The sequence below is a fragment of the Agromyces sp. NPDC057679 genome (assembly GCF_042799635.1).
Classification (GTDB): Bacteria; Actinomycetota; Actinomycetes; order Actinomycetales; family Microbacteriaceae; genus Agromyces.
The window spans coordinates 115,441-134,908 of the sequence record NZ_JBHVIK010000001.1; the positions used below are offsets into that span (position 1 = coordinate 115,441).

Genomic DNA, 19,468 nt, shown 5'->3' on the forward strand with positions numbered 1-19,468 from the left:
GACGAAGGGGCGCCGGCCGAAGCCGACGCCCCCGAGTCATCCGACCGTCACTCGTAGAGGACGGCCTGGATCTCCTCGTCGTCGATGTTCGTCGCGTCGTACCAGTAGAAGCCGGTGTCGATCGTCTTCGGCAGCTCCTTGCCGTCGATCGCCTCGACCGCGGCCTTGACCGTCTCGTAGCCGATGCCGATCGGGTTCTGCGTGATCGCGCCGGTCATGAGTCCGTCGCGGATCGCGTCCATCTGGGCCTTGCCCGAGTCGAAGCCGACGACGGCGAGCGTCGAGGCATCGATGCCGAGCTCCTTGACGGCCTGCACGACGCCGATCGCCGAGCCCTCGTTCGAGCCGTAGATGCCCTTGAGGTCGGGGTGCGCCGCGATGATCGCCTTCGCGAGGTCGGCCGACTTCGCCTGGTCGCCGCCGCCGTACTGGATGTCGACGATCTCGATGTTCGGCTCGTTCTCCTCCATGTAGTCGACGAAGCCGTCGCGACGCTGCTGGCCGGTCACCGAGGTCTGGTCGTGCACGACGAGGGCGACCTTGCCCTCGTGGCCGACGGCGTCGGCCATGTGCTTCGCGGCCTCGGCGGCCGCGGCGAGGTTGTCGGTCGCCGCGGTGGTCAGCGGGATGTCGCTGTCGACGCCGGAGTCGAACGCGATCACCGGGATGTTCGCGTCCTTCGCCTGCTGCAGCAGCGGGCCCGCGGCCTGGCTGTCGAGCGCGGCGAAGCCGATCGCGGCCGGGCTCTTGTCGAGCGCGGTCTGCAGCATCTGGATCTGCTGGTCGACGTCGGCCTCGGTGTCGGGGCCCTCGAAGGTGATCTCGACGTCGAACTCCTCGGCCGCCTGCTCGGCGCCCGTCTTCACGGCCTGCCAGAACTGGTGCTGGAATCCCTTCGAGACGAGTGCGACGTACGGCTTGTCGCCGCTCGCGTCGCCGCCCGAGCCCTGGTCTCCGCCGTCGCTGGCGCAGCCGGCGAGGATGAGGGCGGCGGCGACGGCGCCGACGACGGCGCCCATCGTGCGCTTCTTGAACATGCTCACTCCTTGGTGTTGTTGGTGCGGTGGTACTGGTTGGGGACGGGGTGGTGCTGGGTCGATGTGGTGCTGGGTCGGTGCAGAGGGGGTGCGGATGCCGCGCCGGAACCCCGCTCAGCCGCGGCGGCGCCGGAGCATGTCGAGGTAGACGGCGACCAGGATGACGACGCCGACCGCGACGGACTGCCACTCCTGCGGGACCGAGATGATGCGCAGGCCGTTCGTGAGCACGGCCATGATGAGCGCGCCGATGACGGTGCCCACGATCGAGCCCTTGCCGCCCTGGAGCGAGGTGCCGCCGATCACGACCGCGGCGATCGCCTCGAGTTCGAGGCCCATGCCGCCGGTCGGCTGGGCCGACGAGAGCCGGGAGGCGCTGAGCACGCCCGCGAGGCCGACGAAGAGCCCGGCGAGGGTGTAGATCGTGATCTTCCAGCGACGGACGTTCACGCCGGAGAGCGCGGTGGCCGCCTCGTTCGAGCCGATCGAGAAGGTGTAGCGGCCGAGGATCGTCTTCGAGAGCAGCACGGCGGCGACGATGATCATGACGATGAAGATCGCCACCCCGAGCGGGAACCGCATGCCGGGGATGATCGAGAGGTTCATGATCGACTGGAAGTCGGGCGTCTCGGTGAAATAGATCGGCTTCGTGCCCGAGATCACGAGCGAGAGGCCCGCGGCGATCAGCATCATGCCCAGGGTGGCGATGAACGGCGGGATGCCGAGCACCGAGACGTTCACCCCGTTGATGAGGCCGATGAGCGCGCCGAAGAGGATCGTCGCGGTCACCCCGAGCCAGAGCGGCCAGCCCAGGTAGGTGAGGAAGACGCCCGCCATGACCCCGCAGAGCACCATGCCCGTGCCGATCGAGAGGTCGATGCCGCCCGTGATGATCACGAAGGTGGTGCCGAGTGCGAGGATGCCGGTCACGGTCGCCGCCGTCAGGATGGAGACGAGGTTGTTCGCGGTGAAGAAGTGGGGGCTCGCGAACGAGAACACCGCCACGATGACGATGAGGCTCGCGAAGGCGAGCAACTGCTGCAGCGATCCGCGCAGCCAGGCGAAGCGGGGCTTGCCGGCCTCGATCGCGGCGTAGGCGCTCGTCGACGGCGTCGTCGCGGCGTCGGGGCTGCCGGATTCCGGCTTCGTCGTGGTCGGGCTCATCGTGCGATCGTTCCTTCGCTTGAGAATCGGGTTGCGTAGTCCATGAGGTTCTCCTGGGTGGCCTCGGCGTTGTCGAGCACGGCGGTGAGCCGCCCCTCGGCCATGACGGCGATGCGGTCGGAGAGTCGCAGCACCTCGGGCAGTTCGGACGAGATCATGACGATCGCCTTGCCCTCGTCGGCGAGCCGACGGAGGAGCGCGTAGATCTCCTCCTTCGCGCCGACGTCGATGCCGCGGGTCGGCTCGTCGAAGATGAGGACGTCGCAGTCCTTCACGAGCCACTTCGCGATGACGACCTTCTGCTGGTTGCCGCCGGAGAGGTTGCGCACGAGCTGCGCCGTCGAGGGCGTCTTGATGCGGAGCTTCTCGACGTACTCGCGGCCCGTCGCCTCGATGCGCCCGTCGCGCACGAACCCGGCTCGGGAGGCGTAGTCGCGCAGGGAGGAGAGCACGATGTTCTCGCGCACGCTTCGCTCGAGCAGCACGCCGAGCTGCTTGCGGTCCTCGGAGAGGTAGCCGATGCCGAGCGCGGCCGCCTCGGCGGGGCTCGAGATCGAGACGGCGCGCCCGCGCACGAGCACCTCGCCCGACTCGCGCCGGTCGGCGCCGACGATCGCGCGGGCGACCTCGGTGCGGCCGGCGCCCATGAGACCGGCGAAGCCGAGGATCTCGCCGGGGTGGACGTCGAAGCTCACGTCGCGCAGCAGGTGCCGGGTCGTGAGGCCTCGGACCGAGAGCACCGGCTCGCCCGCGGGCTGCCGCGGGGCGGGGCGCTGCTCGCCCGAGATCTCGCGGCCGACCATGAGCGAGATGATCTCGCTCGGTGCGGTCTCGGCGGTGACCCGGGTGCCGACGTACCGGCCGTCGCGCAGCACGCTGATGCGGTCGGAGATGCGGGCGAGCTCCTCCATGCGGTGGGAGATGTAGATGACGCCGGTCTCGGGGGTGCGGAACCGCTCGATCAGCTCGAACAGCACGTCGACCTCGGCGTCGTTCAGCGCGGCCGTCGGTTCGTCCATGATCAGCACCTTGGCGTCGAAGGACAGCGCCTTCGCGATCTCGACCATCTGCTGTCGGGCGACCGTCAGCTGCTCGACGCGCTCGGCCGGGTCGAGCGCGAGGCCGAGGCGGTCGAAGAGCTCCTGCGCCCGACGGTTGAGCGCCCGGTCGTCGAGGAACAGGCCGGCCTGGCGATGTTCGCGGCCGATGAAGATGTTCTGCGCGACCGTGAGGTCGGGCATCAGGTTGAACTCCTGGTGGATGATCGAGATGCCGAGCTCCTGCGCGTGGCGCGGCCCCTCGATCGACAGCTCGCTCCCGTTGAGCCGGAAGGTGCCCGCGTCGGGCGTGTAGATGCCGGCCAGCAGCTTCATGAGCGTCGACTTGCCGGCGCCGTTCTCACCGACGAGCGCGAGCACCTCGCCGTGGCGCAGCTCGAGCTGCACGTCGTCGAGCGCCTGGACGCCCGGGAATCCCTTGCTGACGCCCTCGACCTGGAGGAGCGCCGGGGTGCCGGCGGTCACTGGGCCGCCTCGCGGGACTCGGAGGCGCTCACGACGCCCTTGCGGAGGATCACGTTGCCGTAGGGGCGCAGCTCCCCGCTCCTGACGATCAGCCGGGCGCCGCTCGCGCGGTCGTAGAACGCGAACCGCTCGAGCTCCTCGACCCGATCTGCCGGCACTGCGGACGCGGCGACGAGCTCGTGCTGGACGGGCGGCCGCTCGCCGCCCTCGGCGGTCATGAGCAGCACCGAGGCGCCTTCGTAGAGGTCGGCGGGCACGACGGTGCGGATGGCCTCGACGATGCTCGCGGCGGCGAGGCCCGGAAGCTCGATCACGGTCGCCCCGAACCGGTGCGCCGGGAAGTTCGCATCGGCGACGACGAGTTCGTCGCCGTGCCCGAGCCGATCGAGCGCGGCGAGCAGTTCGCCGTGGAGTATCGGGTGGATGCCGGTGAGCACGTGGTGCCTCTCTTCCTTGAGATGTGAATGAGTGTACTACTCATCCGATGTTTCAGCCCTTGTCAGGCGCGATGGTGACGGTTCTGGCGGAATGTGCGCCGATACATCTGATTATTCAAGGCGATACACCCGCTCCGCGGTGCCGCCGAGTACCGCGTCGCGCTCGGCGGGGTCGAGATCGTCGAGGCACTCGCGCATGACGCGCCAGGTGGGCTGATAGCCCCCGTGCGGCACCGTCATCGGCCAGTCGCCACCGTACATCACCCGATCCGGCGTGAATCGCTCGATCGTCAGCTCCCAGAGCGGGCGCACCGTGGCGGGTCCGAACGGGACGCCGGGCAGGTGGAGCCCCGAGAACTTCACGACCGTGTTCGGCAGTGCGGCGACCGCGGTGAACTCGCGCTCCCACGCCGCGAAGTCGCCGCCGCCGACGGGCGGCTTGGCGAGGTGGTCGATCACGACCGTCAGCTCGGGCAGCGCCTCGGCGAGCCGCCGAGCAGCGCCGAGATGACGCGGCCAGGCATCGGGGACGTCGAACGCGAGGCCCCGGGCGGCGACCTCGGCGAGCGACGCGCGTACCGCCGGCAGCTCGAGGAACTCGTCGCGCGGATCGTCGTGCACGAGGTGGCGGATGCCGCGGAGGCGGCGTTCGCCCGCGAGCGCGTCGAGCGCGGCGAACGCCGATCGGGTGTCGTCGAGCGGCACCCAGCCGACGACGCCCAGCACCCAGTCGTTGCTGGCGGCGACGTCGAGCATGAACCGGGTGTCGGTCGCGGAGTCCTCGGCCTGCACGAGGATCGCCCCGTCGATGCCGGCCGCGTCGAGTTCGGCGCGCGCCTCGTCGGGCCCGAAGTCGGCGTACAGCGGACCGAGCCCCGGCGTGATCCACCCGTACTCGCTCACCGCGCGGTCCCAGAGATGCAGGTGCGCGTCGATCGTGCGGGGCCGGCCGGTCACGGGAGGAGCCCCTGTTCGGCGAGCCTCGTCCAGAACGCCTCGGGCAGGGGCTCGGCCATGCGGGCGAGATTCTGCTCGACGCTCGTCGCGCGCGCCGAGCCCACGACGACCGAACGCACCGCGGGGTGGCGCAGCGGGTACTGGATCGCGGCGACCGGCAGTTCGACGCCCTCGGCCGCGCAGGCCTCGGCGAGGCGCCGGGCGCGGGCGAGCACGTCGGCCGGGACCGCCGTGTAGTCGTAGCGCGCCCCCGCGTCGGGCGAGGCGGTCGCGAGCAGGCCCGAGTTGAAGACGCCGACCGCGACGACGCCGACGCCACGCTCCTCGCACAACGGCAGCAGCTCGTCGAGCGCCGGCTGCTCGAGGAGGGTGTAGCGGCCCGCGATCATGACGAGGTCGAGGTCGCCCTCGCGGACGGCGCGCGCCGCGGCATCCGCGCTGTTCGCGCCGATGCCGATGGCGCCGACGACGCCCTCGTCGCGCAGCTTCGCGAGCGCGGGGAGGCCCTCGGCGAGGCCCCGGTCGAGGTCGTACACGTCGGGGTCGTGGAGGTAGGCGATGTCGACACGATCGAGTCCGAGCCGGTCGAGCGAGTCCTCGAGGCTCCGGCGCACGCCGGCCTCGCTCGGGTCGAAGCGGCGCACCAGGCGGTTCGGCACGGCGTACTCGAAGGCGAGGTCGTCGCCGCCCGAGTAGTCGGGGTTCGGCTCGAGGACCCGGCCCACCTTGGTCGACACGAGGTACTCCTCGCGGGGACGGCTGCGGAGGAACTCGCCCAGGCGTCGCTCGGAGAGCCCGAGCCCGTAGTGGGGCGCGGTGTCGTAGTAGCGGATGCCTCCGGCCCACGCCGCCTCGAGTGCCGCCTCGGCGTTGGCGTCGCCGACCTCGCGGTAGAGATTGCCGATGGATGCGGCGCCGAAGCCGAGCCGGCCGAGTTCGGCCGACCCGACGGCGCGAGCGGCGGCACTCACGCCGGCACCTCGGTCACGTGCGCGCCGCGCCAGGTGTAGCGCTCGATCGAGGCCTCGTGCATCTCGGTGCCCGCGCCGGGCGCGGTCGGCGTGAGGTAGCGGCCGCGCTCGACGACGGCCGGGGTGACGAAGTGCTCATGGAGGTGGTCGACGAACTCGATCATGCGTCCGTCCATCGTGCCCGACAGGGCGACGAAGTCGAACATCGAGAGGTGCTGCACCGCTTCGCAGAGGCCGACGCCGCCCGCGTGGGGGCAGACGGGCACGCCGTACTTGGCCGCCAGCAGCAGGTTGGCGAGGTTCTCGTTGACGCCGCCGACGCGCGCGGCGTCGATCTGCATGACCGCCATCCCGCCGGCCTGCAGGAGCTGCTTGAACACGATGCGATTCTGCACGTGCTCACCCGTCGCGACGCGCACGGGCGCGACGCCGCGGGCGATCGACGCGTGGCCGAGGATGTCGTCGGGGCTCGTGGGCTCCTCGATCCAGGCGAGGTCGAACCCGGCGAGCGCGCGCACCCAGTCGATCGCCTCGTCGACGCCCCAGCGCTGGTTCGCGTCGATCGCGATCGGGAAGCCGGCCCCGACGGCTGCGCGGGCGATGCCGAGCCGGCGCACGTCGTCGTCGAGCGAGGCGCCGACCTTGAGCTTGATCTGCGGGTAGCCGTCGGCCACGGCCTCGCGGCAGAGGCGTTCGAGCTTCTCATCGGAGTAGCCGAGCCAGCCCGGCGTCGTCGTGTAGGCGGGGTAGCCGACCTCGAGCAGCTTCGCGGTGCGCTCGGCGCGACCCGGCTCGGCGGCGCGGAAGAGCTCGAGCGCCTCTGCCGGCGTCACGGCGTCGGAGATGTAGCGGAAGTCGACGAGCGAGACGAGCTCCTCGGGGCTGAGGCCCGCGAGCAGCTGCCAGAGGGGCAGCCCGGCGCGCTTGGCCTTGAGGTCCCACAGGGCGTTCAGCGCCGCGCCGATCGCCATGTGCATGACGCCCTTCTCGGGGCCGAGCCAGCGCAGCTGCGAGTCGTGCGCGAGCAGGCGCCACGTCGCACCCATGTCGTCGAGGAGCTCCTCGACGTCGCGGCCGAGGAGGTGCCCGCGGAGTGCGTCGAGTGCGGCGACCTGCACGTCGTTGCCCCGGCCGATGGTGAACACGAAGGCGTGCCCGGCGAGCTCGTCGGCGGCGTCCGTGCGGATCACGAGGTACGCGGCCGAGTAGTCGGGGTCGGGGTTCATCGCATCCGACCCGTCGAGTTCGAGGGAGGTCGGGAATCGGATGTCCCGGGTATCAACGCTGACGATCGTGCTCATGACGTCCTTTCGTGGGGCGTGATGAGCATAAACATCGGATGTCTCGGCTGTCAACCTCCGACAGATGTGCAAGAATCTCCGTAAATCCGGCCTGCCCCCAGTGGATACTTCCGATGTTCACGCAGTGCCGCGAGCGGAAGGACCAGCGATGAGATTCGCCCGGCTCGGCGACCCCGGCTCCGAGATCCCCGTACTCCTCGACGACGGCCGCGCACTCGACCTCCGGGGCGTGACCCGCGACATCGACGCGGCGTTCCTCGGCGGCGACGGACGTGAGCAGGTGCAAGCAGCCCTCGAAGCCGGCACCCTCCCCGAGCTGCCGGGCAGCGCGGAACTGCGCATCGGCGCCCCCATCGCGCGTCCCGGCGCCGTGTACTGCATCGGCATGAACTACGCCGCGCACGCCGCGGAGTCCGGCTCCGCGCCGCCCGAGCACCTCGTGATGTTCATGAAGTCGCCGAACACGGTCGTCGGTCCGAACGACGATGTGGCGATCCCCCGCGGCAGCACGAAGACCGACTGGGAGGTCGAGCTCGGCATCGTGATCGGCCGCCGCGCGAGCGCGCTCGACTCCCCCGCCGACGCCCGTGCGCACATCGCCGGCTTCGTCACCGCCAACGACCTCTCGGAGCGCGACTGGCAGCTCGCCGTCTCGGGCGGCCAGTGGTCGAAGGGCAAGAGCGCACCGGGCTTCTGCCCGACCGGACCCTGGCTCGCGACACCCGACGAGCTCGACGCCGACGACGTGCGGCTGCGCAGCTTCGTCAACGGCGACCCCCGGCAGGACTCGCGCACCGCCGACCTCATCTTCGGCATCGACACGATCGTGTGGCAGCTGAGCCAGTACCTCGCCCTCGATCCCGGCGACCTCGTGCTCACGGGCACGCCCGAGGGTGTCGCCCTCTCGGGGCGCTTCCCCTACCTCGGCGCGGGCGACGTCGTCGAGATCGAGATCGACGGGCTCGGCCGCCAGCGCCAGCGCTACGTCGATGCCTGAACGCACGAGCGAGAGGAACACCATGAGCCAGGACCACACCAGGACCGCCGAGTTCGACGGCCTCGTCGCCGTCGTCACGGGCGGCGCGTCGGGCATCGGCGCCGCGATCGCCGCCCGGCTCCGCCGCGGCGGCGCACGCGTCGCCGTCTTCGACCTCGCGCCCGACGCCGCCCAGCACGCCGACCTGGCGGTGGCGGTCGACATCGCCGACGACGCGAGCGTTCGCGCCGGCGTCGACCGGGTCGTCGCGGAGTTCGGCCGGCTCGACATCGTCGTGAACAACGCCGGCATCGGCGCCCAGGGCGACGTCACGGCCAACGACGACGAGGAGTGGCGTCGCGTGCTCGACGTCAACGTGCTCGGCACCGTGCGCGTGGCGCGCGCGGCACTGCCCCACCTGCGGGTCTCCCCCGCCGCGGCGATCGTGAACACCTCCTCGATCGCCGCGACCGCGGGCCTGCCCCAGCGGGCGCTCTACAGCGCGAGCAAGGGCGCGATCTCGGCCCTGACCCGTGCCATGGCGGCCGACCACCTGCGCGAGCGCATCCGCGTGAACGCCGTGAACCCGGGCACCGCCGACACGCCCTGGGTCGGACGGCTGCTCGACTCGGCCGACGACCCCGTCGCCGAGCGCGCCGCGCTCGAGGCGCGCCAGCCGCACGGCCGCCTCGTCGATCCCGACGAGGTCGCCGGCGCGGTCGCCTACCTCGCGAGCCCGGCCTCCGGCTCGACGACGGGCGTCTCGCTCGCAGTCGACGGCGGCATGCAGGAGTTGCGGCTGCGCCCGGCGCAGTGACCGCCGCGCGCGGCCGGCCGGGGCATCCCGCCGGCCGCGCGGGTGTGCGCCGTCAGCCGGGGCCGGGCGTAGTCGGCCCACCGCACCGGGTTGTCGACACCACGGCGTATGCGAACGCATTCGTTGTACATGCCGCACAGAGCCGGGTCGGATGCGCCCGATAGCCTAGACAGGTGAAGTTCGCGCACCTGAGAGCCGAAGGCCAATCGACCCCTCGACTCGCAGTGGTGGTCGCAGAGGCTGCACTGTTCCTCGACGAGATCATGCCCGTCGCGCCGCGCGACCTCCAGGACCTCATCGAGCAGGGCCCCGAGGGCCTTGCCGCGGTGCGCGAGGCCGTCGACCGGGGGCTCGCCGCCGGCGCCGAACTCTCCCCGGTCTCCGAACTCCGGCACTCCTCCGCGGTGCTCCGCCCCGCACAGGTCATCGCGATCGGTGCGAACTACGCCGCGCACGCCTCCGAGCTGAAGCTCCGCTCCGAGACGGCGATGACGATCTTCTCGCTCTGGCCGAACTCGCTCACGGCGCACGGCGCCACCACGACCTGGCCGGGCGACCTCGCCACGCAGGTCGACTACGAGGCCGAACTCGGGGTCATCATCGGCAAGCCCGCCCGCGGCGTGCACGCCCGCGACGCCCTCGACTACGTGTGGGGCTACACCGTCGTCAACGACATCACCGCACGCGACATCCAGTTCAGCGAGGCGCAGTGGTCGCGCTGCAAGTCGTTCGACGGCTTCACCCCGACGGGCCCCGTCGTCGTCACCGCCGACGAGATCCCCGACCCGCAGGATCTCTGGCTCACCACCAACCTCGACGGCCGCATCCTCCAGGATGCGTCGACGAACGAGATGGTGCGCAGCGTCGCCGACATCATCGAGTACCTGTCGCGCTCGGCGACCGTGCCCGCCGGCACCCTCATCTCGACGGGCAGCCCCGGCGGCGCCGGCTACTCGCGCAACCCGCAGGTCTTCCTCCGCGACGGCTCCACCGTCACCGTCACCATCGAGGGCATCGGCTCGCTCACCACGCACTGCCGCGTGATCTGAGCCCGCCCCGGGGCGCCGCGAGCGGCGGCACCCCGAGGCATCCGCCCTACTCGTGCGGTTCGGAGTGCAGCTGCTGCACCGGGATCACGGTCGTGATCGGCCGGATGCCCGACAGCTTCGAGGGCTGCAGCTGCGCCATGACCTCGTCGCGGCTCATCAGCCCCGCCTCGACGACGAGGTCGGCGACCGGACGGCCTGTCGCGAGCGCCAGCTTCGCGAGCTTCGCAGCCTCGGTGTAGCCGATGAACGGGATGAGCGCGGTGATCACGCCGACGCTCGACGCGACCATCTGCTCGAGCCTGTCGGTGTTCGCGGTGATGCCGTCGACGCAGTTGACGCGCAGGGTCCAGCAGGCCTGGCGCATCCACGTGATCGACTGCAGCAGCGAGTGCGCGATGACCGGCTCGAAGGCGTTGAGCTGCAGCTGGCCGCTCTCGGCGGCCATCATGACCGTGACGTCGGCGCCGGCGACCGCGTAGGCGACCTGGCTGACGGCCTCGGGGATCACGGGGTTCACCTTGCCGGGCATGATCGACGAGCCCGCCTGCATCGGCGGCAGGTTGATCTCGCCGAGGCCCGCCTGCGGACCCGAGGAGAGCAGGCGAAGGTCGTTGCAGATCTTCGAGAGCTTGATCGCGCTGCGCTTGAGCGCGCTCGAGAAGGTCATGAACACGCCCGTGTCGCTCGTCGCCTCGATGAGGTCGGGCGCGGTCTCGAGGCGCAGCTCGGTGATGGCGCTCAGGTGCTCGACGACGGATGCCGCGTAACCGGGATCGGCCGTGATGCCGGTGCCGATCGCCGTCGCCCCGAGGTTGACCTCGCCGAGCAGCTTGATCGTCTCGCGCAGCCGGTCGATGTCCTCGCCGAGCGTCGTCGCGTAGCCGTGGAATTCCTGGCCGAGGGTCATCGGCACGGCGTCCTGCAGCTGGGTGCGCCCCACCTTCAGCACCTCGTGGAACTCGCGGCCCTTGCGGCTGAACGCGATGCGGAGCTGGTCGAGCTCCACCAGCATGGTGCGCAGCGAGAACGCCATCGCGACCTTCACCGCGGTCGGGTAGGTGTCGTTCGTCGACTGGCTGCGGTTCACGTCGTCGATCGGGTGGATGACGTCGTAGCGGCCCTTGGGGTACCCGGCGATCTCGAGCGAGAGGTTCGCGATGACCTCGTTCGCGTTCATGTTCGTCGAGGTGCCCGCGCCGCCCTGGATCACGCCGACGACGAACTGCTCGTGGAGCTCGCCGTCGATGATGCGCTGGCAGGCCTCGTCGATCCACGCCGCCTTCTTCGGTGCGAGCACCCCGACGTCTCGGTTCGCCCGCGCGGCGGCCTGCTTCACCGAGGCGAGGGCGACCACGAGCTCGGGGTAGACCGAGATGGGTCGCTTCGAGATCGGGAAGTTCTCGAGCGCCCGCTTCGTGTGCACGCCCCAGTAGGCGTCGGCGGGCACCTCGACCGAGCCGAGTGAGTCGGTCTCGGTCCGGGTCGCCGGGGTGGTCTCGGGCACCTGCATGTCGTTCCTCCAGGGAGCCGTGCGGCGCGTCGTCGTTCGGACGCTCCGGAACCGGCCCCATCGCCTCATTCGCGCGGGATCGCCGCGCGGTCGTCGCTTCGAGCCTATCCCGCGGGACGAGGTCGGGCATGCCCGCGGCGCGGCCGGGACGTCCTGACCGTGCGTCCGCGCAGGACGCACTGCGCGGACGGGGACGCCGACGATCGACGGGCCGGGCGACCGCGGCCGCAGCAAGGGCCCGACGAACGCACGGAACGGCGGCGGGCGCCCCCACGCCCGCCGCCGCCCGGTCCTGGTCGCGCCTCAGACGCGATCGGCCTCGTCGACCCCGTCGGAGGCGAGCAGCTCGCTCTCGACGTCGCCGCCGTACCCCTCGGCCTGCGGGTCGCCGTGGAGGCCGCCCGAGACGGCGTACTCCTCCTCCGGAGACAGGATGAGCCGGTGCCGACCCCACAGGGCGAAGATGGCGAGCATCACGGCGTAGACCACGAAGATCGCGATGATGGCGGGCACGAAGGTCGGGTTGAGGAGGAACCCGAGGAAGATGAGCGCGGCGATCACCGCGGCCACGACGGCACCTCCCACGCCCCACGGGCTGCGGTACGGCCGCTTGGCGTTCGGGTACTTGCGGCGGAGGATCACGAACGCGACCATCTGCAGCAGGTAGGCGAGCACCGCACCCCACACCGCGATGTTCAGCACGATCGCGCCGGCGACCGCGCCCGCGCCCTTCTCGTCGATCTGCGCGAGCACGTCGAGCACGAGGAGGGCCACGAAGCCGATGACGGCACCCGCGACGAGCGCGACCCACGGCGTCTGCCGCTTGCCCGTGAGCGAGAGGAACTTCGGGTAGTACCCCGCCCGCGAGAGCGAGTACATGTTGCGACCGTAGGCGAACATGATGCCCTGGAGCGAGGCGAGGAGCCCAATCAGGGCGAAGAGCGCGAGCACCGCGGCGAGTTCATCGCCGACGATCGCCCGGAACCCGTCGAGCAGCGGCTCCCCCGCGGTGCCTGTCGCCTCGGCGCCGACGACACCGGTGTTGAGGAAGAGCACCAGCAGCCCGGTCACGATGAGGGTGGCGCGCGCGATGAGTCCGGCCTTCGGGATGTCGCGCACCGGGTCCTTCGACTCCTCGGCCGCGAGCGGCAGCTCCTCGATGCCGAGGAAGAACCACATCGCGAACGGCAGCGCGAAGAGGATGGGCAGCACGCCGTGCGGCAGGAACGCGGTCTGGCCGGCGTCGGGTGCGATGTCGAAGAGCTTGTCCCATGAGAACTGGCCGGAGAAGATCGCCATCGCGCTGAACACGAGCAGGATCGCGATCGAGATGATCGAGACGACGATCGCGAACTTGAACGAGATGTTCGCACCGGCGGCGTTGATGCCGATGAAGACGACGTAGAGGATGATCCACCACAGCCACTGCGGCATCGAGAAGCCGAGCAGCTCGCTCGTGATGGCGTCGGCGTACGACCCCGAGAAGAACACGATGACCGCGGTCGTCGCGACGTACTCGATCGTCTCGGCGAGGCCGGTCACGAATCCGCCCCACGGCCCCATCGCGGCGCGCGAGAAGGAGTAGGCGCCGCCGGTGTGCGGCATCGCCGAGCTCATCTCGCCGATGGAGAAGATCAGGCCGTAGTACATGACGACGAGCACCGCGAAGGCGATCAGCATGCCGCCGAATCCGGCGAAGTCGATGCCGAAGTTCCAGCCCGAGAAGTCGCCCGAGATCACGGCCGCGACGGCGAGGCCCCACAGCCCCCAGACGCCGGCGGTGCGCGTGAGCTTGCGTTTCTCGAAGTATCCCGACTCGGCGGTCGTGTACTTCACGCCCGAGACCTTCAGGGTGTCTTTCGCCATCACAGGGCTCCCTTGCTCTCATCGCGCACGCAGGGGGCGGGCGCGGGATGCGATGCGTTGGTGAGGACTCTACGACTCCCAATGGTCGCTCGTACAGACCTTTTTCGACAGATCTTCATGAGATGCACGCAGATTTGCGGGGACCCGACGAACCCAAGCGGCGCATCGGTGTGATGTAATGGTCGGCACAAGCGACCATTCACCGACTCGATGCGGAGCCACGGATGACGACACCGACCGGATACCTGAGCCTCGACGAGCTGCGGGGGGCGATCGCGGAGGGCGCGGTCGACACCGTGATCGTCGCGTTCACCGACATGCAGGGCCGGCTGGTCGGCAAGCGCGTGTCGGCGAGGCTCTTCCTCGAGGACGTCGCCGAGCACGGGGCCGAGGCCTGCAACTACCTCCTCGCGGTCGACGTCGAGATGAACACGGTCGACGGCTATGCGATGTCGAGCTGGGAGCGCGGCTACGGCGACATGGTGCTCGTACCCGACTTCGCGACGCTGCGCGCGGCGCCCTGGCTCGAGGCCACCGCCCTCGTCACCGCTGACCTGCGCTGGCTCGACGGCTCCCCGGTCGAGGCATCGCCCCGGCGCATCCTGCAGCGCCAGCTCGAGCGCCTCGCCGAGCGCGGACTCACCGCCTTCGTCGGCACCGAGCTCGAGTTCATCGTGTTCGACGACGGGTACCGCGCGGCCTGGCAGAAGGGCTACCGCGACCTGACCCCGGCGAGCGACTACAACATCGACTACGCGCTGCTCGCCTCCACCCGCATGGAACCGCTGCTCCGCGACATCCGCAACGCCATGGACGGCGCGGGCATGTACTGCGAGGGCGTGAAGGGCGAGTGCAACCTCGGCCAGCAGGAGATCGCGTTCCGCTACACCGATGCGCTCGCCACCTGCGACAACCACTCGGTCTACAAGAACGCGGCGAAGGAGATCGCCGACCGGCACGGCAAGTCGCTCACCTTCATGGCGAAGTTCAACGAGCGCGAGGGCAACAGCTGCCACATCCACATCAGCCTGCGCGGCGACGGCGGCGAGGCCGTGTTCGCCGACGCCGCCGAGCCGCACGGCATGTCGAAGCTGTTCCGCCACTTCCTCGCCGGGCAGCTCGCCGTCATGCGCGAGCTCACGCTGTTCTCCGCCCCGAACATCAACTCGTACAAGCGCTACGTCGCCGGCAGCTTCGCGCCCACGGCGATCGCCTGGGGACTCGACAACCGCACCTGCGCGCTGCGCGTCGTCGGTCACGGGCACGGCATGCGCGTCGAGAACCGGGTGCCGGGCGGCGACGTCAACCAGTACCTCGCGGTCGCCGCGCTCATCGCGGCCGGGCTGCACGGCATCGAGAACGAGCTGGAGCCCGCCGAGCTCTTCGCCGGCAACGCGTACGAGAGCGACGTCGAGCGGGTGCCCGCGACGCTCCGCGACGCCGCCGAGCTCTTCGCCGGCTCGACCGTCGCGCTCGAGGCGTTCGGCGAAGAGGTGGTCGCGCACTACCTCAACAACGCGAAGGTCGAGCTCGCGGCGTACGACGCCGCTGTCACCGATTGGGAGCGGGTCCGTGGCTTCGAACGGCTCTGAACTGCGTACCGACGGGGCCGGGGGGAATCTGGGGGGCGGTACGGATGCCGCGGCGGCGACGCCGGTCGCGGCATCCGCACCGGTGATCGGGGTCACCACGTACCTCGAGCAGGCGCAGACCGGCGTGTGGGACGTGCCCGCCTCGTTCCTCCCGAAGGTCTACCTCGATGCGGTCACCGACGCCGGCGGCATCGTCGTGCTGCTCCCGCCCCAGCCCGCCTCCCCCGAGATCGCCCGCCGGGTGCTGTCGACCCTCGACGGCCTCATCGTCTCGGGCGGCGCCGATGTCGACCCCGCCCGCTACGGGCAGGCTCCGCACCCCCGCACGGGCGCCCCGCGCCGCGACCGCGACGCCTGGGAGGACGCGCTGCTCACTGCCGCGATCGAGGCCGAGCTGCCGTTCCTCGGCATCTGCCGCGGCGCCCAGATGCTCAACGTCGCCCTCGGCGGCACCCTCGTGCAGCACCTGCCCGACGTCGTCGGCAGCGAGGCGTACCAGCCGGGGCCGGCCGTCTTCGGCGAGGCCACCGTCGCCGTCGACGCGGGCAGCCGCCTCGCCGCGACCCTCGGCGAGGCCTCGGAGGCGCTGCCGGTGCATCTCTACCACCACCAGGCCCTCGACGAGCTGGCCCCCGGGCTCACCGTCACGGCACGCACCGGCGACGGCGTCATCGAAGCCGTCGAGCTCGACGCGGTGCCGTTCGGGATCGGCGTGCAGTGGCATCCCGAGGAGAACACGGCGGACCGCCGCCTGTTCGCCGGACTCGTCGAAGCCGCCCGCGACCACCGCACGAAGAGGATCGAAGCATGACGCACACCATCGTGAACCCGGCCGACGGATCGATCGTCACGTCCGTGACCGCCTCGAGCCTCGAGGAGACCGACCTGGCGATCGCCCGCGCGGCCCGCGCGCAGCGCGGCTGGGCGGCGCTCGCCCCGGCCGACCGCGCCCGGGCGCTGCGCCGCTTCGCCGTGGCCGTCGACTTGGCCGTCGAGGAGCTCGCGGCGCTCGAGGTGCAGAACTCGGGGCATCCGATCTCGCAGGCCCGGTGGGAGGCGGGTCACGTGCGCGATGTGCTCGAGTACTACTCGGCGGCGCCCGAGCGGCTCTTCGGCCGGCAGATCCCGGTCGCGGGCGGGCTCGACGTGACCTTCCAGGAGCCGCTCGGCGTCGTGGGCGTGATCACGCCGTGGAACTTCCCGATGACGATCGCCGCGTGGGGCTTCGCCCCGGCCCTCGCCGCCGGCAACGCGGTCGTGCTGAAGCCCGCCGAGTGGACGCCGCTCACGAGCCTCCGCCTCGCCGAGCTCGGGCTCGAGTCGGGACTGCCCGAGGGGCTGTTCCAGGTGGTCCCGGGCCGAGGCTCGGTCGTCGGCGAGCGCTTCGTCACGAACGAGACCGTGCGAAAGGTCGTGTTCACCGGCTCGACCGAGGTCGGCAAGCGCATCATGGCGGGCTGCGCGGATCAGGTGAAGCGGGTGACCCTCGAACTCGGCGGCAAGAGCGCGAACATCGTGTTCGCCGACGCCGACCTCGAGAAGGCGGCCGCGACGGCGCCCTCAGGCGTGTTCGAGAACGCCGGGCAGGACTGCTGCGCCCGCAGCCGCATCCTCGTCGAGCGCAGCGTCTACGAGCGCTTCATGGAGCTCCTCGAACCGGCGGTGCAGGGCGTCCGGGTCGGCGACCCCGCCGACGAGTCGACCGAGATGGGGCCCCTCGTCGCCGCCGCGCACCTCGAGCGGGTCCGCTCCTTCGTGCCCGACGACGCCGACGTCGCCTTCCGCGGCAGCGCCCCCGACGGCGCCGGATTCTGGTTCCCGCCGACGGTGCTCACCCCCGCGCGCGACGCCCGTGCGGCCCGCGAGGAGATCTTCGGCCCGGTCGTCTCGGTGTTCCCCTTCGACGACGAGGCCGACGCGATCGGCTTCGCGAACGCGGGCGAGTACGGGCTCTCGGGGTCGATCTGGACCCGCGACATCAGTCGGGGCATCCGCGTCGCCCGAGCCGTCGAGTCGGGCAACCTCTCGGTCAACTCGCACTCCTCGGTGCGGTACTCGACGCCCTTCGGCGGCTTCAAGCAGTCGGGACTCGGCCGGGAGCTCGGCCCCGACGCGCCCCTCGCCTTCACCGAGACCAAGAACGTCTTCATCGCCGTCGACTGACGGCCCGACCCGACAGGAACAGCCATGCCAGAACTCCCCCGCATCGACCTCACCCAGCGCCTCGCCGGTCGCGTCGCCGTCATCACCGGCGGCGCCTCGGGCATCGGCCTCGCGACCGCGAAGCGGTTCGCCGCCGAGGGCGCGACGGTCGTCATCGGCGACATGGATGCCACGGCCGGCCCCGCCGCGGCCGAGCTCGTCGGCGGCCTCTTCGTGCAGGTCGACGTCACCGACGAGGACCAGGTGAACCACCTCTTCGACGAAGCCGCCCGGGTGTACGGATCGGTCGACATCGCGTTCAACAACGCGGGCATCTCACCGCCCGACGACGACTCGATCGAGACGACCGAGCTCCCGGCCTGGCAGAAGGTGCAGGACGTGAACCTGAAGTCGGTGTACCTTTGCTCACGTGCGGCGCTCCGGCACATGGTCGCGCAGGGGGGCGGCTCGATCATCAACACGGCCTCGTTCGTCGCCGTGCTCGGCTCGGCGACCTCGCAGATCTCGTACACGGCCTCGAAGGGCGGCGTGCTCGCGATGAGCCGCGAGCTCGGCGTGCAGTTCGCCCGGCAGGGCGTGCGCGTGAACGCCCTCTGCCCGGGCCCGGTCAACACGCCGCTGCTCCAGGAGCTCTTCGCGAAGGACCCCGAGCGCGCGCAGCGCCGGCTCGTGCACATCCCCGTCGGCCGATTCGCCGAGCCCGAAGAGCTGGCGGCGGCGGTCGCCTTCCTCGCGAGCGACGACGCCTCGTTCATCACCGGCTCGACCTTCCTCGTCGACGGCGGCATCAGCTCCGCCTACGTCACTCCGCTCTAGGCTCGAAGCATGGACGAGACGGCGGGCGGCCCGGCGGGCGACGAGGCGGTTCCCACCGAGGTGCTGCGGGCGAGCCTGCTGTTCACGCCCGCGCGCCCGGCGAACGCCTTCGAGGAGACGGTGCAGCGCCTGCTGCAGTCGATCCGGCTCGGCCTCATCGGGCCGGGCGAGCGTCTGCCGGCCGAGCGCGAGCTCGCGGCGATGCTCGAGGTGAGCCGCGACACGCTGCGCGAGGCGATCGGCTCACTCGCCGAAGCGGGCTGGGTGGTGTCGCGTCGCGGGCGCTACGGCGGCACCTTCGTCTCCGACGAGCTGCCCGCCCCGCTTCCGGCGAGTCCGAGCACCGCCGGCGACCCGCAGGTCGCCGCCGCGCACCTCGAGGACATGCTCGCCCTGCGCGCGGTGATCGAGGTCGGCGCGACCCGACGCGCGGCCGAGAGCGAGTTGTCGGCCAACGACCGCGAACGGCTCTGGCAGGCCTACGAGGAGTGCCGCACGGCCACCGGCGAGCAGTACCGCATGGCGGACTCCCGCCTGCACCTGCTCATCGCCGAGGTGCTCGGCGCACCGAGCGTGATCCCGCTGGTGGCCGATGTGCGCATGCGGGTCAACGAGCTCCTCGACGGCATCCCGCTGCTCGCGCCGAACATCGCGCACTCGAACGAGCAGCACCGCGCGATCGTCGGGGCCATCCTTCGCGGAAGCCCCGACGACGCGGCGGGTGCGATGGCCGAGCACCTCGACGGCACCGAGGCGCTGCTGCGCGGATTCTTCGCGTGAGCTCGGGAACCGAGCTCGGGGTCCGAGCTCGGCTCGGACCCCGATCGTCGCGGTGCAGCGCTCAGAGGAAGGCGAACGGCAGCATGACGAGGCCGAAGACCGCCGCCCCGATGCCGACGAGCACGGCGCCCGCGAGCATGACCGCGTTGAGCACGATGCCCCAGATCGCCATCGTGCGCGCGGCGGGCTCGCGCTTGAGCGCCATGATGCCGAGCACGAGGCCCGCGATCGGCACGACGAAGCTGTAGCCCGCCACGATCGAGACGAGGCCGAGCACGAGGCTCGAGATGCTGAAGCCGCGCGACTCCGCGAGCGGCGCGGCAGCGGGGTGCGGCTCCGCGTACGGCGCCTGGGTTGCGGTGTCGGTGACGGTGGTCATGAGATGCTCTCCTGTTCGTGGTGGCCCGTTGGTGGGCATGACTCCACGCTACGGACGCGGCGCGGCCTCCGACATGGGGCTATCCCCCCGGTACGATCTGATGGATCCCCACCCTCGACTCCCCTGAACG

At 71.0% G+C, this 19,468-nt stretch carries 18 protein-coding genes; 8 read left to right on the forward strand and 10 right to left on the reverse strand.

The features are described from left to right. Nucleotides 1-47 precede the first annotated feature (47 nt). From ACFVAJ_RS00565 to ACFVAJ_RS00595, 7 genes are all read right to left on the reverse strand, one after another. On the reverse strand, nt 48-1,037 hold the full coding sequence (locus ACFVAJ_RS00565) for an ABC transporter substrate-binding protein (protein ID WP_376940853.1): 990 nt from the start codon (nt 1,035-1,037) through the stop codon (nt 48-50). A gap of 114 nt (nt 1,038-1,151) precedes the next feature. Next, nucleotides 1,152-2,201, reverse strand: coding sequence for an ABC transporter permease (locus ACFVAJ_RS00570; RefSeq protein ID WP_376940854.1), 1,050 nt, complete (start codon nt 2,199-2,201; stop codon nt 1,152-1,154). Next, nucleotides 2,198-3,724, reverse strand: a complete 1,527-nt coding sequence (locus tag ACFVAJ_RS00575) for a sugar ABC transporter ATP-binding protein (protein WP_376940856.1) — start codon at nt 3,722-3,724, stop codon at nt 2,198-2,200. The genes ACFVAJ_RS00570 and ACFVAJ_RS00575 overlap by 4 nt, the downstream gene beginning before the upstream one ends. Further along, nucleotides 3,721-4,161: an RbsD/FucU family protein gene (locus ACFVAJ_RS00580; protein ID WP_376940858.1), complete on the reverse strand. Its 441-nt coding sequence runs from the start codon at nt 4,159-4,161 to the stop codon at nt 3,721-3,723. The genes ACFVAJ_RS00575 and ACFVAJ_RS00580 overlap by 4 nt, the downstream gene beginning before the upstream one ends. Before the next feature lie 111 nt (nt 4,162-4,272). Next, nucleotides 4,273-5,118, reverse strand: coding sequence for an amidohydrolase family protein (locus ACFVAJ_RS00585; RefSeq protein WP_376940859.1), 846 nt, complete (start codon nt 5,116-5,118; stop codon nt 4,273-4,275). After that, nucleotides 5,115-6,089 (reverse strand): aldo/keto reductase, encoded by a 975-nt coding sequence (locus tag ACFVAJ_RS00590; protein WP_376940860.1) that lies wholly within the window; start codon nt 6,087-6,089, stop codon nt 5,115-5,117. Before ACFVAJ_RS00590 ends, ACFVAJ_RS00585 begins: the two co-directional genes overlap by 4 nt. After that, on the reverse strand, nt 6,086-7,390 hold the full coding sequence (locus ACFVAJ_RS00595) for an L-fuconate dehydratase (RefSeq protein ID WP_376940861.1): 1,305 nt from the start codon (nt 7,388-7,390) through the stop codon (nt 6,086-6,088). The genes ACFVAJ_RS00590 and ACFVAJ_RS00595 overlap by 4 nt, the downstream gene beginning before the upstream one ends. Nucleotides 7,391-7,538: 148 nt before the next feature. Here ACFVAJ_RS00595 and ACFVAJ_RS00600 point away from each other — a divergent pair, with 148 nt between their 5' ends. The 3 genes from ACFVAJ_RS00600 to ACFVAJ_RS00610 all read left to right on the forward strand — a co-directional run bounded on the left by ACFVAJ_RS00600 (nt 7,539) and on the right by ACFVAJ_RS00610 (nt 10,232). After that, entirely contained in the window at nt 7,539-8,387 is an 849-nt protein-coding gene (locus ACFVAJ_RS00600) for a fumarylacetoacetate hydrolase family protein (RefSeq protein ID WP_376940862.1), read from the forward strand. A 22-nt stretch (nt 8,388-8,409) separates the two neighbouring features. Beyond that, nucleotides 8,410-9,183 carry an SDR family NAD(P)-dependent oxidoreductase gene (locus ACFVAJ_RS00605; protein ID WP_376940863.1) on the forward strand — a complete coding sequence of 258 codons (774 nt, stop codon included), beginning with the start codon at nt 8,410-8,412 and terminating at the stop codon, nt 9,181-9,183. 173 nt (nt 9,184-9,356) lie between these two features. Continuing rightward, nucleotides 9,357-10,232 carry a fumarylacetoacetate hydrolase family protein gene (locus ACFVAJ_RS00610; protein ID WP_376940864.1) on the forward strand — a complete coding sequence of 292 codons (876 nt, stop codon included), beginning with the start codon at nt 9,357-9,359 and terminating at the stop codon, nt 10,230-10,232. A 46-nt stretch (nt 10,233-10,278) separates the two neighbouring features. Here ACFVAJ_RS00610 and ACFVAJ_RS00615 read toward each other — a convergent pair whose 3' ends face one another. After that, nucleotides 10,279-11,742 carry an aspartate ammonia-lyase gene (locus tag ACFVAJ_RS00615; RefSeq protein WP_376940865.1) on the reverse strand — a complete coding sequence of 488 codons (1,464 nt, stop codon included), beginning with the start codon at nt 11,740-11,742 and terminating at the stop codon, nt 10,279-10,281. Between the two features lie 303 nt (nt 11,743-12,045). After that, nucleotides 12,046-13,608 (reverse strand): amino acid permease, encoded by a 1,563-nt coding sequence (locus ACFVAJ_RS00620; protein ID WP_376940866.1) that lies wholly within the window; start codon nt 13,606-13,608, stop codon nt 12,046-12,048. Between the two features lie 224 nt (nt 13,609-13,832). Here ACFVAJ_RS00620 and ACFVAJ_RS00625 point away from each other — a divergent pair, with 224 nt between their 5' ends. Genes ACFVAJ_RS00625 through ACFVAJ_RS00645 form a run of 5 tightly spaced genes read left to right on the forward strand, consistent with a single transcriptional unit; the run spans nt 13,833 to nt 18,959 of the window. Continuing rightward, on the forward strand, nt 13,833-15,200 hold the full coding sequence (locus ACFVAJ_RS00625; RefSeq protein WP_376940867.1) for a glutamine synthetase family protein: 1,368 nt from the start codon (nt 13,833-13,835) through the stop codon (nt 15,198-15,200). Between the two features lie 28 nt (nt 15,201-15,228). Then, a complete protein-coding gene (locus tag ACFVAJ_RS00630; protein WP_376942438.1) occupies nt 15,229-16,011 on the forward strand; it encodes a gamma-glutamyl-gamma-aminobutyrate hydrolase family protein in 783 nt (260 codons plus the stop codon). Then, nucleotides 16,008-17,363, forward strand: a complete 1,356-nt coding sequence (locus ACFVAJ_RS00635; RefSeq protein WP_376940868.1) for an aldehyde dehydrogenase family protein — start codon at nt 16,008-16,010, stop codon at nt 17,361-17,363. The genes ACFVAJ_RS00630 and ACFVAJ_RS00635 overlap by 4 nt, the downstream gene beginning before the upstream one ends. Before the next feature lie 24 nt (nt 17,364-17,387). After that, a complete protein-coding gene (locus ACFVAJ_RS00640) occupies nt 17,388-18,179 on the forward strand; it encodes a 3-oxoacyl-ACP reductase (protein ID WP_376940869.1) in 792 nt (263 codons plus the stop codon). A gap of 9 nt (nt 18,180-18,188) precedes the next feature. Beyond that, entirely contained in the window at nt 18,189-18,959 is a 771-nt protein-coding gene (locus ACFVAJ_RS00645) for a FadR/GntR family transcriptional regulator (RefSeq protein WP_376940870.1), read from the forward strand. A gap of 61 nt (nt 18,960-19,020) precedes the next feature. Here ACFVAJ_RS00645 and ACFVAJ_RS00650 read toward each other — a convergent pair whose 3' ends face one another. Then, nucleotides 19,021-19,338, reverse strand: coding sequence for a hypothetical protein (locus tag ACFVAJ_RS00650; protein ID WP_376940871.1), 318 nt, complete (start codon nt 19,336-19,338; stop codon nt 19,021-19,023). Nucleotides 19,339-19,468 lie beyond the last annotated feature (130 nt).